General features: G+C 60.9%; 12 protein-coding genes and 1 pseudogene. 6 read left to right on the top strand and 7 right to left on the bottom strand.

The features are described 5' to 3' along the window. On the top strand, nucleotides 1-201 hold a 201-nt coding region (locus tag J2805_RS19270), incomplete at its 5' end, for a hypothetical protein (protein WP_309979132.1). Between the two features lie 22 nt (nucleotides 202-223). On the opposite strand, the gene J2805_RS19265 is transcribed toward J2805_RS19270, so the two are convergent. The 7 genes and pseudogenes from J2805_RS19265 to J2805_RS19235 all read right to left on the bottom strand — a co-directional run bounded on the left by J2805_RS19265 (nucleotide 224) and on the right by J2805_RS19235 (nucleotide 6,719). Beyond that, nucleotides 224-880: a hypothetical protein gene (locus J2805_RS19265; RefSeq protein WP_309979130.1), complete on the bottom strand. Its 657-nt coding sequence runs from the start codon at nucleotides 878-880 to the stop codon at nucleotides 224-226. A gap of 70 nt (nucleotides 881-950) precedes the next feature. Next, nucleotides 951-1,742, bottom strand: coding sequence for a hypothetical protein (locus tag J2805_RS19260; protein ID WP_309979129.1), 792 nt, complete (start codon nucleotides 1,740-1,742; stop codon nucleotides 951-953). Next, entirely contained in the window at nucleotides 1,732-2,070 is a 339-nt protein-coding gene (locus tag J2805_RS19255) for a helix-turn-helix domain-containing protein (protein WP_309979127.1), read from the bottom strand. Before J2805_RS19255 ends, J2805_RS19260 begins: the two co-directional genes overlap by 11 nt. Nucleotides 2,071-2,263: 193 nt before the next feature. Beyond that, nucleotides 2,264-3,091, bottom strand: a pseudogene (locus J2805_RS19250) (tyrosine-type recombinase/integrase); the annotation flags it as partial. Nucleotides 3,092-3,621: 530 nt separating this feature from the next. Beyond that, nucleotides 3,622-4,239 carry a hypothetical protein gene (locus J2805_RS19245; RefSeq protein WP_309979125.1) on the bottom strand — a complete coding sequence of 206 codons (618 nt, stop codon included), beginning with the start codon at nucleotides 4,237-4,239 and terminating at the stop codon, nucleotides 3,622-3,624. A 117-nt stretch (nucleotides 4,240-4,356) separates the two neighbouring features. Then, the gene (locus tag J2805_RS19240; RefSeq protein ID WP_309979123.1) at nucleotides 4,357-5,220 is read right to left on the bottom strand and encodes a hypothetical protein; all 864 of its coding nucleotides are present in this window, start codon (nucleotides 5,218-5,220) and stop codon (nucleotides 4,357-4,359) included. Nucleotides 5,221-5,831: 611 nt separating this feature from the next. Next, nucleotides 5,832-6,719, bottom strand: coding sequence for a LysR family transcriptional regulator (locus J2805_RS19235; RefSeq protein ID WP_309979121.1), 888 nt, complete (start codon nucleotides 6,717-6,719; stop codon nucleotides 5,832-5,834). Nucleotides 6,720-6,828: 109 nt separating this feature from the next. On the opposite strand from J2805_RS19235, the gene mdlC reads away from it, so the two are divergent. From mdlC to J2805_RS19210, 5 genes are all read left to right on the top strand, one after another. After that, nucleotides 6,829-8,418, top strand: coding sequence for a benzoylformate decarboxylase (gene mdlC / locus J2805_RS19230; RefSeq protein ID WP_309979119.1), 1,590 nt, complete (start codon nucleotides 6,829-6,831; stop codon nucleotides 8,416-8,418). A gap of 33 nt (nucleotides 8,419-8,451) precedes the next feature. Continuing rightward, nucleotides 8,452-9,807 carry an MFS transporter gene (locus J2805_RS19225; protein ID WP_309979117.1) on the top strand — a complete coding sequence of 452 codons (1,356 nt, stop codon included), beginning with the start codon at nucleotides 8,452-8,454 and terminating at the stop codon, nucleotides 9,805-9,807. Between the two features lie 43 nt (nucleotides 9,808-9,850). Continuing rightward, nucleotides 9,851-11,344: an aldehyde dehydrogenase family protein gene (locus tag J2805_RS19220; RefSeq protein WP_309979116.1), complete on the top strand. Its 1,494-nt coding sequence runs from the start codon at nucleotides 9,851-9,853 to the stop codon at nucleotides 11,342-11,344. Between the two features lie 18 nt (nucleotides 11,345-11,362). After that, nucleotides 11,363-12,292, top strand: coding sequence for a ketopantoate reductase family protein (locus tag J2805_RS19215; RefSeq protein WP_309979114.1), 930 nt, complete (start codon nucleotides 11,363-11,365; stop codon nucleotides 12,290-12,292). Nucleotides 12,293-12,673: 381 nt separating this feature from the next. Next, on the top strand, nucleotides 12,674-12,916 hold the full coding sequence (locus tag J2805_RS19210; RefSeq protein WP_309979113.1) for a site-specific integrase: 243 nt from the start codon (nucleotides 12,674-12,676) through the stop codon (nucleotides 12,914-12,916). The last annotated feature ends 247 nt before the right edge of the window (nucleotides 12,917-13,163 follow it).

The raw sequence follows: 13,163 nt of genomic DNA, 5'->3' as shown, positions 1-13,163 counted from the left end.
CGCCGAGTCCTAGTGTTTTGGACGGTTCTTTGGTCCTTGAATACCGCCCTGTGGCTGCCGCTGGCGGCTGTTGAAATATCTCGAGGAGCCCCTGACTATCTGCATCTCATTCTCGCCGTCATATCGATCGTGCTTGCAGTTGGCTATTTCGTGATGTGGCTGCAGTCGAAGAAGACTCGGCCGGATTCTAACCTCTCCTAAGCGCATGCCGGCCCTTCTTCATTCAGGGTTTGGTCCGTTGATCAACGTAGCGTGACCAGGCGTCCCCAGCGTTGTCTGCGTGGAGGAAGGCCACTTGGTAGCTGTAGCCGAGTGCGTCCGCGACCAGTGGTGGCGGTGTGACGGCCAGGTGTTCGTCCAGGGCGGTGTTTCGTGCGCCGAGCAGTTCAAGGCCGAGGCCGCGGAGTCTGTCCATGATGGTGTTCGGGTGGAGGTGTTGGCCTGCCCGGGTTCCGGGGAAGAGCCAGGGGCTTTCCGCACGTGATGCTGTTCGGAGGTTGGGGCGGTTCTGGAGGTGCTGGCTGAGAAGTTCCACGAAGGGCTTTGGTACCGGTACTGGATGCGTGCCGAAGGAGATCCTGATCGCGCCGGTGGTGTCGTCGATGCTGACTGCGTCGGTCCGGAGCGCCGCCACCCGGACCAGGGGCTGGGCATAGAGGAGGAGCAGTGTTCCAGCGACTCTGTAAGGCAGGGACTCGCTGGTGCCTGTGAGCAGTTCCCGTAGCCAGGCAAGCCGTTGTTCCTGCGGGATGGCAGGCCGGTCTTTAGCGGCATAGTGGCCGATTTCGACACGCATGTTTGTTCCGGCCTTCTTAGCGAAGACGAAGAAGGTCCGGATGGCTTTCCTGGTGGTCGGCCCGGCCGTGAGCCAGGTGTCCACGTCCTGCTGGGTGCAGGTTGCGGCGGTGCGGTTGTGAGTCTGCCAGAGCCAGTCGAGGAATTTGATGGTTTCAGTGACCTCTTTGCTTGGCTGAGTGCACCGGGCGCTGGGCCGTTTTGTCTGGGGTTGCCATGGCGCGGATGCGCCGGAGGTGGTGCCATTTGGCGAAATGCTCGACGGGTTTGGCCACCTCTGCGGGCAGGGGGCGGAGCTTGGCATCGATCCAGGTTTCGAAGCGGTTCAGGTAGGGGTCCTGATAGGGGAGGAGCCTGTGATGGACGAGTATTGCCCGGAGGTGGTCGGCTGCCCGCCCCGCCGTTTCCCGATGACCGTCGAGACCTTCGTGGGTCAGGGGAGTCTGTCCGCTAGCAACGGCCGTCAGGAGCGCCTGGACCTTCGGGGAGCGTTTCCAGGTGATGATGCTTTCCGGTCGATCGGCTTGGCAGAGGACTTCGACCATGCGGTTTGCGGTTACGGGATCGGCCGGATTCGTCAGCAGTAGGGCGGTGAGGTCGTCCCGGAGTGCGCAGCGGGCGCAGATGCCGCGGCGGTAGAACTCACCTTCTTGGGTGCAGCGGGCGCAGTGGAAGTTGTGGAGGATACCGGCGCAGGGCGCGCACCGTGGTCCTCCATCCTGTGCGGGTGGACCGGGGAGCAGTCTGTGCTGCCCGCAGTCGGGGCAGGTGCCGTGGGTGCGGGTCGCCACGGTGAAGCAGGGACCGCAGATCTTGCCTTCGGGCCAGCTCGCCCTGGTCTTGCCGGCGTTGCGGCCGCAGCGGGCGCACTGGATGGTTCCGGTTGTGCGGGGCCGGCCGCGGACGGTGTGGCGCGGGATGAGTCCTTCCGGGTGTTCAGTGTTCATCGTCGATGATGCGGGCGCGGCGCGGGCGGACGGTGCGGTTCAGGTCTACGACGTTGGGGGATTTGGCTGTTCCCGTTTTGCGTGCGCGGACGTCGGCGGCGGTGACGGTGATGAGGTCTTCGGGGCCGCAGGAGAAGATGTCGCAGATCGCCGCGATGACCTGCAGGGCGACCCGTTCGGGCTTCTGGTTGACGATGCGGTAGACCTGCGGCCGGGACAGGATGATTCCGCGCTCGGCCAGCAGCGGGATGAGATCGGTAGTGTTGTGAAGCCCTCGGGCCGCCATCAGCTCGGAGAGCCGCCACGTGTATTCGACCTTGCGCTTCATCGTCGGCCTCCAGATTGTTTGCCCAAGGCCCGGTCCATCGTGCGGTCCAGGGACGCCCGCAGGGTGGTGTTGCGGAAGTCATCGCTGACGAATTGGTAGATGCCGGTGGTTGACGCGTACTCGTGGCCCATTTGTATTGCACGAATCTAGGATCCCATCCGGCTTCCAGCAGGTGTGTGGCGTAGGAGCGGCGCAGGGAATGCAGGTCCAGCCCGTCCGGAGGAAGTCCCAGCTCGTCGAGATAGCGCCGGAGGCGCCGCAGGAGGGTGGATTCGACGATGAGTCCGCCGCGTTCGCTGGGGAAGAGGTCGAGGGTGTGAAGCGTTCCTCGGCCGTTGGCGAGCCAATCCTCGAGCACGCCGGCGGTCCAGTCGAAGACCGTCAGGATGCTGCGGGGTTTGGGCGGTGATGCCCGGCGGGACTTGCCGAACCGGACCTTGCAGACCCCGAATCTCCCGAATTTGCGTGCGTGCGGGTTGGTAGCGAAGTCGACGGTCTGCAGGTGCCGCAGCTCGTTGAACCGGAGTCCGTAGGAATAGGCCACCTTGAGCATGACAGCGTCGCGGTACGCTGCCTGCCAACCCTTTTTACCGGAGGCTTCGATGAGTTCGACCTCGTCGTCGGCGTGGTCGAAGAGCTTCTGGAGCTCCTCCCTGGTGAAGGGACGTTTGGAGGGGCGGCCTTCGAATTCCTGCACATGTGTGGAGGTGTTCCACTCGTAGAAGACCTGGGCCGGATGCGTACCGAAGCGCTGTTCGCAGACCCGGTCCCAGCCGTAGTCGGGGTTGGCGACGTAGGAGGTGAAGTGGCGCAGCGCGGACTGGTGGGCGCGCAGCGTCGAGTGGCTCAAGTGCCGGATCGAGCGCAGGTCCCCGAAGTACTCCTCGACTTGGGCGGGGGTCCAATGCCACGGAAATTCATTCACATGGTCGACGAACCTGCGGACGTATCGGATGCGCTGGTCAATGGTGTCGAACTTCAGGTTGCGCGATAACTGCTGGTTGCGCCAGCCATCCAACATGTCGTCGAAGGTCTGCTGTTCAGGATGAAGCAGCTGGACGGAGCCAAGTAGATGCACCCGCCCTGATCCATCGACTGCCATTTAACCTCCCAGCCCTGCTCCAAAATCTGAATCAATGATTCATTAAATGCATCATCCCAGCAAATCCGCAGGTCAGGGACGCTTTTCTGTCGCATAGAGCATTGGCACGGAGCTACGCGCCACTGCTGCCGGTATCGATCGGCGCCGGAGAAAACCCTTGAATGCCGCCCCACAAGGGCTCAGTAGACACGTGGCGCGGAACTCCGCGGGAGAGGGCCTGATTGATTCATCCGATGAGATACGCAGAGTACTACTTGACGTAACGTCCGTTATCGGCGTTTAAGTAGGACGAATGGAAGTGGCTCCTGGGCCCGGAAAAACGGGCGTTTTCGCGGCTCAGATCCGGTTGTTGAGTTGCCATCATGGTTGTGTCGTACGCGAACAGCCTGCAGATGCCGGGGACGGGTACATCGCGGGCATGCTGCTCCGGCTAATCCTGCCGAGGTAAGTTACAGAGGACCTCTGACAACCGTCCGACGGAGCAACCCTGGTCGCGGACTATAGATATGCTTCTCAATCAAGCGGTTCAAATCAACGACTTCTTGCAAGGCCGCCTCCATGTTGAGTGAGACCCCGAAAACGGAAATCACTTTGGTGTCAGAGTTGAAGTGTCGACCGTGGACGGTACCGGGCACCCCTGAGAGGCCGTTGTTTCCAGAAATGCAAAGGTCAATGAAGGTCTTATTTTCTGACTGCACATACCAGCGGTCAACACGCTCATCGAAGTGAGCGAAGCCGTTGCGAACATCGTGAAGCGTCAGGACGCTCTCATCCGAAACACCTAGCTCCTCCCGCAATAGCTTGCCCCTTAGCTTTGAGCTGGACCGCACATCATGCGCCCCCAAATACTTCCGATCCTGCGATGGCCAGAGGATATTGCCGATGCTTGCCATGGCGTTGAGCGCCGAATTTATACAGAACCAGAAGCTTTCAACATCTTTCGTCTGGTCGTCACTGGTGAGGAAGGTGTTGATCGGCTGGATCGTGCGCATCACCTGCCGAGTCTGAAACAGGAGCTCCTGCTCGAAGATCCAAACAAGTTGACTACTCAGTTTTGCTGGCGTCACTTCATTCCCTCAGGGGTTGGTTGTCCGGACAAGTTTTGGGCGACATAAGACCGTCAAGTTCCCCAAGTATGGAAGTTCCCCATCAGCTTCTCTGGCTGTTGGGGTTGCCATGTCGAACTAGTCCTTGATGATTTCCGGTTCGATAGGGGGCAGCTTGTGGCGTGTCCCGTCTCGGTCTTGCCCAATGAAATACTCACGTCTCTGCGGCTGTACCAAGAAACGTGAAGGGTAGTTGACATCGGGTCCGATCTCCCGAAGTCTGTACCCCCCGTTTTCCTTGAAGCTCTCAATGATGGAGCCGAGTATCTGAATCTCATTGGTGACCTGGACGCCAGTTTCGCCAATGAGTTCGGTGGACCATTGCGCGGAACCTCCGACGAGTGTGCCGAGATTCTGCTGCTTGGTTACCCTGAGCCAGTTCGCAACGGTGGTTCCAACTAATAGTTGGGCGCTGATTATCATGGGCGTTTCGGGACGAGGAGCAGGTATGAGGAGTCGCGGGATCCGGCTGACCATCTTCCCGTCGGACTGGTGGCTGAACAGGTTAGGGCAGATGATGGTCACGGGATGGGGGCTTGTGTTTTCGAAGGAGATGCTGACGACCGCGTAAAGCCAGTCGTCGCCGTTCCTCGGATCCCACAGCTCATAACCGGGTCTGATGATCGTCGGCGTTTCCGCGTCAGAAGTCGGTGCAAGCGCGTAAGAGTGAGCCTTAGGCCCGTCCGGGTCAGCGAAGCGGACTGTTATCGCCGGCCCTTGGACTTCCATTCGAGCCCGTATCGCTTCGGCCGCCATGAGCTGAGAGTGCTTGGCTTGCTGTCGCGTCAGTTCCAGGGCATCTACAGCTGCACCCACTGCTTCCTCGCTGGCGTCCGCAGATCTCTTGGCTTGGCCGGCAGACCGGCGTGTCTCGAATGACTGCCAAGCGATTACAAGAGCGGATAGACCTGTTGCTACTGCCGCCCACGCTGTCGCGTCCATAAACCCCACCGTTTCTCTGACCGGTCTATCCGATCCTCGGGAGAGTCTATTAGGTCCTAGCCCCGGGCAATCCCGGTGGGTAAGCGGTGGATCGACCTACTCCCAGGGCGACGGTTCGAAGCATTGCCAGTGGGTGCATGAAGTCGGGAATGAGTTATGGTGCGCATTAACTGCTGAAGGCCGAGCTTCCTTGCAGACCGTTGTAAAAGAGTTTCCGTGGCCGCGGTGCAGCCGGCTACCTTGCCGGGATGAACCCCGACCACACGCCATACTGCCGTTTTGGTGGCAACCCGGCGTCTGGCTTTCGTTCTCACGAGACGTACCGCCGACAGCGCTAGTCGCCTAGCGGAAGCGAGAATGAAGCGATGAACGCAGTTCATTAGCTTGGCCGCGCGCTGCTCAGATTAGGCACGCAGGTTGCCCCTCTCCCCTGCCTAAGTTGACGAAAGGTCGACTATCGGCGTTCGAAAACAGACGGATGCCGCATCGATCGTGCGGAACTCGGGTTCCCCTGCGGCCGGATTCCTGTCCGTATCCAGCCTCAGTCGACCGCCGACCGGAGCCGCGGTGTCCCGGAGCGAGACTGCGTAGCAAGTGCGCGCGGCACCTTTTCAGTTCAGGGAGTCGGCGATGGTTTCATGAAACCATTGCAGGGCCTGGGACCGCGGTGCCGTGCCATTCCAGTACAGCGATACGTCGAATGGCGGAACATTAAATGGCAGTTCCCGGATGCTGAGGGGAGCCTTTTCCGTGAACATGCGGGCCACTCTCGAAGGAACGATGGCGGCGAGATTCTGCCCGGCCAGCACCAGTGGTAGCACCGAGAAGTGGTGGAGACGGAGAGCGATGTTTCGTTCGATGCCCAGGGCGGCTATTTCGGCCTCGGCAAGGTGGTGTCCTGCCGATTGGTCGATGACGACATGCCGCATCGCTGCGAACTCCGCCAGTGTCATTATTTCATTGTTCCCGCCTTCCCTGTCAGGGAGCACGCAGACGTAGTGTTCCTGGTCGATCACTCGGCTGCGGGCGGCCCCGCCGATGGGAACGCTGGCAATGGCCGCATCCACGGCCCCGTGCCCGAGCCACTCGGATACCTTGTCGATCTGCATGGGAACGACTTCGAGCACAATCTGCGGGGCGTCATGGAGGAGCCGTTCCATGAGTGCGGGCAGAAATGCCATTTCACCCAGGTCCGAAAGGCAGAGCCGGAAAGTGCGGTTCGAGGTAGTCGGGTCGAAGTTCCTGGTCCCGTCGATGGCGAGATCGATCGCATTCAGGGACGCCTTGAACGTTGAGAAGAGTTCTACGGCCTTCTGCGTAGGCGTCATCCCTCCGGCGCTGCGGGTAAATAACGGGTCGCCGAGTTGCCGGCGCAACCTGGACAGAGCATGGCTAACAGAAGGCTGAGTGATGGACATCTCGGCGGCGGTCTGCGTCAGGCTCCGCGTCTCGTAGATGCTGACAAATGTCTTCAGAAGATTTAAATCCAGGTCGGCCATAAAACTAACTATAGATGACATGCATTTTGCCTAGAGACAGAATTCATTGGACTGATAGCAGAGGGATACCTAATCTTGAATAAATCGATCAGTGAAATGAGACACATCAATGACCACCGTTCACGCCGCGGCGTACGATCTTCTGCGAAGCAACGGGCTGACCACAATTTTCGGCAACCCCGGATCCAACGAACTCCCCTTCCTTGACGCAATGCCCGCCGATTTCCGGTACATCCTGGGCCTGCATGAAGGCGTCGTGGTGGGCATGGCGGACGGCTTCGCCCAGGCGTCAGGTCAGGCCGCCTTTGTTAACCTGCACGCCGCTTCAGGAACGGGCAATGCCATGGGCGCCCTAACGAACGCGTGGTATTCGCATACTCCGCTGGTGATCTCGGCGGGCCAGCAGGTCCGTCCGATGATCGGGCTCGAGGCGATGCTGTCCAATGTGGACGCCGCCTCACTGCCACGGCCGCTGGTAAAATGGAGTGCCGAACCGGCACAGGCCACGGATGTTCCCCGGGCACTGAGCCAAGCAATCCACACTTCCACGACCGATCCCAAGGGACCCGTATACCTCTCGATCCCTTACGATGACTGGAATCAGGAAAGCGGGAGCCTGAGTGAATACCTCAGCTCACGATCTGTAAGCAGGGCAGGCAGCCCCTCCGTCGAACAGTTGGAGGACATCCTGACTGCCCTGGGGGAAGCAGCGAACCCTGCCCTTGTTTTTGGACCGGATGTCGATGCGGTCCGGGCAAATCACCACGCCGTTCGCTTGGCCGAAAAGCTGGCCGCGCCCGTGTGGATCGCGCCGTCAGCGCCACGCTGCCCCTTTCCGACGCGCCATCCGAACTTCCGCGGTGTTCTGCCGGCCTCCATCGCCGGAATCTCCGCGCTACTGAACGGCCACGACCTGATCGTGGTCATTGGCGCCCCCGTGTTCCGCTACCACCAGTACCAGCCCGGCAGCTACCTGCCGGAAAATAGCCGTCTAATCCACATCACCTGTGACGCCGGCGAGGCAGCACGGGCACCGATGGGAGATGCCCTGGTTTCAGACATCGGCCAGACGCTGCGGGCGTTGGCCGACATGATCCCCCCATCGAAACGGCCACCACTTACGGCATGTGACATTCCGCCGGTCCCGGACTCACAGGATGATCTCCTGGCGCCGGAAGCTGTCTTTGAGGTGATGAACGAGGTGGCACCCGAGGATGCCATCTATGTCAATGAGTCGACCTCCACCGTCGCGGCTCTGTGGAAACGGGTGGAACTAAAGCATCCCGGAAGCTACTACTTCCCGGCATCGGGAGGCCTGGGCTTTGGAATGCCCGCAGCGGTCGGCGTTCAACTCGCGAACGATCGGCGGCGGGTCATCGCCGTCATCGGCGACGGCTCGGCAAACTACGGCATCACAGCTTTGTGGACGGCCGCTCAAGAAAAAATCCCTGTCGTTTTCATCATCCTGAACAACGGCACGTACGGGGCGCTGCGCGCCTTCGCCAAACTCCTCAACGCCGAAAACGCCGCGGGCCTTGACGTCCCGGGTATCGGCTTCAGCTCCATCGCCGAAGGCTATGGCGTCGAGGCCCACAGGATTACGAGCCTGGAAAACTTCAAAGACAAGCTTTCCGCAGCCCTGCAATCAGACACCCCCACTCTCCTGGAAGTGCCCACTTCCACCACCGACCCTTTCTAACCGGCGCATTTTCCTAGAGACAGAAGAATCGCAATGACGCAATTCACGCCAATCAAAGCCATGGCGGACGCCCGCCTTAATCGTTTTCATCTCATCCTGCTGCTCTGCTGCTCATTCATCATGTTCTTCGATGGTTACGACCTGATCGTCTACGGCTCGGTCCTGCCAACCCTGATGACGGAATGGTCCCTCACCCCTGACCAGGCAGGCTGGCTCGGCAGCGCGGCCCTCATCGGCATGATGATCGGCGCCCTGACCCTCGGTTCCCTGGCCGACAGGATCGGCCGGCGGCCAGTGATCGTTCACGGCACACTGCTCTTTTCACTGGCGGCAATTGCAACCGGGCTGGCCACGACACCAGAAGCCTTCGGTGCGCTTCGGTTCCTGACCGGCATCTTCCTGGGCGGCGTCATACCCAACATCGTGTCGCTGATGAACGAACTCGCGCCCAGGGCCAACCGCCACGCCCTGACGACGATCATGCTCAGTATCTACTCAGTGGGTTCAATCGTCGCCACGCTCGTCGCCCTCTGGATCCTCCCTCTTCTGGGCTGGAAACCGGTCTTCTTCCTTAGCGGTGCAGCGCTGCTGTTCCTCCCCTTCCTGTACCGGTGGATGCCTGATTCCATGACCTTTCTGATGAGCCACGGGAAGGAAACAGAGGCCCGCGCCCTGCTTAGCCGCGCAGTGCCGACCCAGAACCATGACCACGTGCACTGGACAATTCCTGCCCCTCAGCACCGTCCGTCGGTTTCCGCGTCTCGGCTCTTTCGAGAGGGCCGGCTCCTGGGCACCCCGATGGTGTGGCTGAGCTTCGGAATGTGCATGCTCATGGTCTACGGCCTGAACACCTGGCTACCGAAAATCATGATCGCCGGCGGCTACGACCTTGGATCCAGCCTGCAGTTCCTCATCGTCCTGAACATCGGGGCCACCGTCGGTGCCCTGGCCGGAGGCTGGCTGGGTGATTGCTTCGGCAACAAACTGGTCCTGATTATTTTCTTCGCCCTGGCCGTGGTGTCACTGATCCTTCTGGGGACCCACCCCGGCCCTGAGGTCCTCAACATCCTCCTCTTCATCGCAGGCGCCACCACGATCGGGACTCTAGCCGTCGTCCACGCCTTCGGCGCCGACTACTATCCGGCCGAAATACGATCCACCGGCGTCAGCTGGTGCTCAGCGATGGGACGGTTCGGCGCCATCGCAGGGCCGATCCTGGGCGGAGCACTCATCGGGCTCAAACTGCCCCTGGGCCAGAACTTCATAATCTTCGCAATCCCCGGCGTCATTGCCATCGCCGCCGTGCTGCTGGTCGCGCGTACCAAGACCGTCGAGGAACCCGACGCCGAACCGCAGCCTGCCGAATCCGCGGCGCCCAGCATCAGCTAGAACAGTGACATCAACCCCAACAGCCCTCACCAGGAGAACCAATATGACAATCCAACACGCACCCGAGGCATCACCAGTCACCACCTGGATCCCGGCAAAGCAGTTCATCGACGGTAACTGGCGCGATGGCGCATCAGAGAACATCCTGACCGTCACCAACCCCTACAACGGCGAAACGCTGACGACAATCCGCCAGGCCAATCGGTTCGATCTTGACGAGGCTTACAAAGCCGCGGCCCAGGCGCAAATTGACTGGGCCGCCCAGAGTCCGGCAGAACGTCAGCAGGTGATGCTGCGGGCCGCCCAAATCCTCGGCGAACGCCGGGAGGAAATCATCTCCTGGCTCATCGCCGAATCCGGCAGCACCGTGCTTAAAGCCAACATTGAACTTGGCGCCGCGCAGAGCATCACCGTCGAGTCAGCATCCTTCCCCCACCGCGTCCAGGGCCGGATCCTTGAATCCAACACCACGGGCAAGGAAAACCGGGTCTACCGCCGGCCGCTCGGCGTCGTCGGAGTAATCAGCCCGTGGAACTTCCCCCTCCACCTCACTCAGCGCTCCATCGCCCCCGCACTGGCACTCGGCAACGCCGTGGTGATCAAACCAGCCAGCGACACGCCCGTGAGCGGCGGCCTCATTCTGGCCAGAGTCTTCGAAGAGGCCGGTCTGCCGCCGGGCGTGCTGAACGTCGTCGTCGGCGCAGGGCAGGAAATCGGTGACGCCTTCGTTGAGCATCACGTACCATCCTTCATTTCCTTTACCGGATCAACGCCTGTGGGACAAAACGTCGCCAGACTTGCCGCCACCGGATCGCATCTCAAACACGTGGCCCTGGAACTCGGCGGCAACAGCCCCTTCGTCGTCCTCGCCGACGCCGACCTGAACCAGGCGGTCCGGGCTGCCGCCATGGGCAAATTCCTCCATCAGGGCCAGATCTGCATGGCTATCAACAGAATCATCGTCGAAGACGGCATCTACGACGAATTCCTCACCCGTTTCACCGACCACGTCCGGACGTTGCCGACCGGCGACCCGGCCGACCCGGGCACGGTCATCGGGCCAGTGATCAACAGCAAGCAACGCGAAGACTTGGAGAAGAAAATAGCCAGGGCGGCCGAAGAAGGAGCCCGGACCCTGCTGGGCGGTCCGGCAGCCGGCCAGGTCCTGCCGCCACACATCTTTGCCGATGTCACAGCGGACATGGAGATAGCCCGTGAGGAAATCTTCGGCCCACTCGTGGGGATCCTCAAAGCCCGAGACGAACAACACGCCTTGGAATTGGCCAACGACAGTGACTTCGGCCTCTCCAGCGCCGTCTTCACTGCAAGCACCGAGCGCGGCGTCAGGTTCGCCCGCGCGCTAAAGGCCGGGATGACCCACGTCAACGACATTCCCATCAATGACGAACCGCATGTGGCATTCGGAGGCGAAAAGAGCTCTGGTCTCGGGCGCTTCAACGGCGAGTGGGCCATCGACGAATTCACCACCGACCAATGGGTCAGCGTGCAGCATGAACCGCGCCATTACCCCTTCTAACCAGAACGGCAAACCATAGTGAAAATCGGTATTCTCGGCGCTGGAGCCATGGGCCAGCTTTTCGGGGCCAGACTGCAAATCGCCGGCCAGGACGTTGTATTCATCGACGCCGCGTCAAGAACGATCAATGCGCTCAACAGTGGGGGAATCACGCTCACAACCGAAGACGGAACAGAACATACGCGGGCCGAGGCAGGATTGGCCTCAGACTTCCGCGACATTCTTGACCTGGTCATTGTCTTCACGAAGGGCTTCCATACTGCCCCGGCCCTGGAATCCATCAGCCACCTCATCGGTCCGGAAACCCACGGAATCACCCTCCAGAACGGCCTGGGTAACGGCGAGGAACTGGCCCGCCATTTCGGCCCGGAACGCACGTGGATCGGCACTACGGACTTCCCCGTCGATCTCGATCGACCCGGTACCCTCACGACCAGCCACAGCGGAAAAGTGCGCTTCGGCTCGTACACCCCACGCCAAGCCTCCGAAGCCCCTTGGTTGTTCAGAGCACTCAAGGCAGCACGTCTCAACCCGGTCCTCGAAGAGGATATCCTTCCTGCCATCTGGGAAAAAGTCGCCTTCAACGCCGCGCTGAACACGCTCAGCGCCGTCAGCGGCCAAACGGTAGGACAGATCGGTGAGAGCCAGGACAGCAGGGAACTGGTGCAGCACGTGCTGGCCGAGACGGCCGCCGTAGCGGCAAGTAAGGGCGTGGTCCTATCTCTGGCTCATGTGGAGGCGGCCATCAACAACGCCTACGAACGCCACGGCAGCCACAAGACATCGATGCTGCAGGATAGGGAAGCCGGCCGTCGCACCGAGATCGACTATATCGGCGGCGCGGTCATGCGCCTAGGCGCCGAAACGGGTGTCCCGACACCCGTCCTGTCGACGCTCACCCTCCTCGCCCGCCAACCGATTCAGGAGAGACCCACAACAACCGCCTGATGGCCGAGCTCCTTCGCTGCACCGCCTCGGTCTAGCGTTGCTTAAGACGGACCACCCAGACTCCGTACCCACTCTGCGCGGTCCCCTCCGGCGTGCACGGAATGCCTACACCCCGGCGCGAAGCGCCGTTTATTGCCGCGGCAGCTTCTACCTTAGGAAGACCGTTTTTCCGAGTCCCGAGGGACTCCGAGAACCCCTCCTGCCAGCCTCCCGCGTCTCGCGTAACAACAGGACAAACCTCATGACTCAGACTTCCAATCGGAAGAACCAGTCGTCGCGCCAGCTGAATATGGCGCCATGGCGCGGCGTCCGCTACCCGACCGTGATGCTCCCCGTTTCGTTTACTTGGGAGAACGCGTAACTTTTGTTCAGTTCCTGGTCATGACTGGAACGAGGCTCGGCGAAGCAACCACCGTAAAGGTCGACGACATCGATCTGCTGTGCCGACCGCCGACTGTGCGAATCAATAAGGCATGGAAGCGCGACGGGCAGTCCCGCTATTACCTGGGGCCAAAGACCGGGGCCGGCAAACGAACAATCGGACTGAATCCGGCCCTGGTGGAGCTGCTGATTCCCATCGTGGCAGGCCCGCCAAGGCAGCGATCTGTTGTTCACGGCGGCTGAAGGCGGCCGGATCCCCCACAAGCCATGCGCGCAAGCGTTCCTCGCCGCTCGGCGAGGATGGAGTCTGTAATCTCACGAATGACACTCTCCGCACCTACGGACACACGAATGACACTCTCCGCACCTGCGGACGTGGGCTCGGAGAACGCTGACACGCTTGAAGCGTAGCGGCTCGTCCTAGCAGGAACAACAGGGAGTCGTCGTCACCGCTGACCTGCATCTGTGTTCCGCGGGGCGGCACATGAGG

This window comes from Arthrobacter oryzae, from assembly GCF_031454875.1.
GTDB lineage: Bacteria > Actinomycetota > Actinomycetes > Actinomycetales > Micrococcaceae > Arthrobacter > Arthrobacter oryzae_D.
The sequence above is the reverse complement of the archived record's forward strand: the minus strand, read 5'-3'. Positions and strand labels throughout refer to the sequence as shown.

Coding starts and splice junctions, on each gene's coding strand:
- J2805_RS19260 (WP_309979129.1), bottom strand. CDS start 1,742: ATGAACACTGAACACCCGGAAGGACTCATCCCGCGCCACACCGTCCGC.
- J2805_RS19255 (WP_309979127.1), bottom strand. CDS start 2,070: ATGAAGCGCAAGGTCGAATACACGTGGCGGCTCTCCGAGCTGATGGCG.
- J2805_RS19240 (WP_309979123.1), bottom strand. CDS start 5,220: ATGGACGCGACAGCGTGGGCGGCAGTAGCAACAGGTCTATCCGCTCTT.
- J2805_RS19235 (WP_309979121.1), bottom strand. CDS start 6,719: ATGGCCGACCTGGATTTAAATCTTCTGAAGACATTTGTCAGCATCTAC.
- mdlC (WP_309979119.1), top strand. CDS start 6,829: ATGACCACCGTTCACGCCGCGGCGTACGATCTTCTGCGAAGCAACGGG.
- J2805_RS19225 (WP_309979117.1), top strand. CDS start 8,452: ATGACGCAATTCACGCCAATCAAAGCCATGGCGGACGCCCGCCTTAAT.
- J2805_RS19220 (WP_309979116.1), top strand. CDS start 9,851: ATGACAATCCAACACGCACCCGAGGCATCACCAGTCACCACCTGGATC.
- J2805_RS19210 (WP_309979113.1), top strand. CDS start 12,674: ATGACTGGAACGAGGCTCGGCGAAGCAACCACCGTAAAGGTCGACGAC.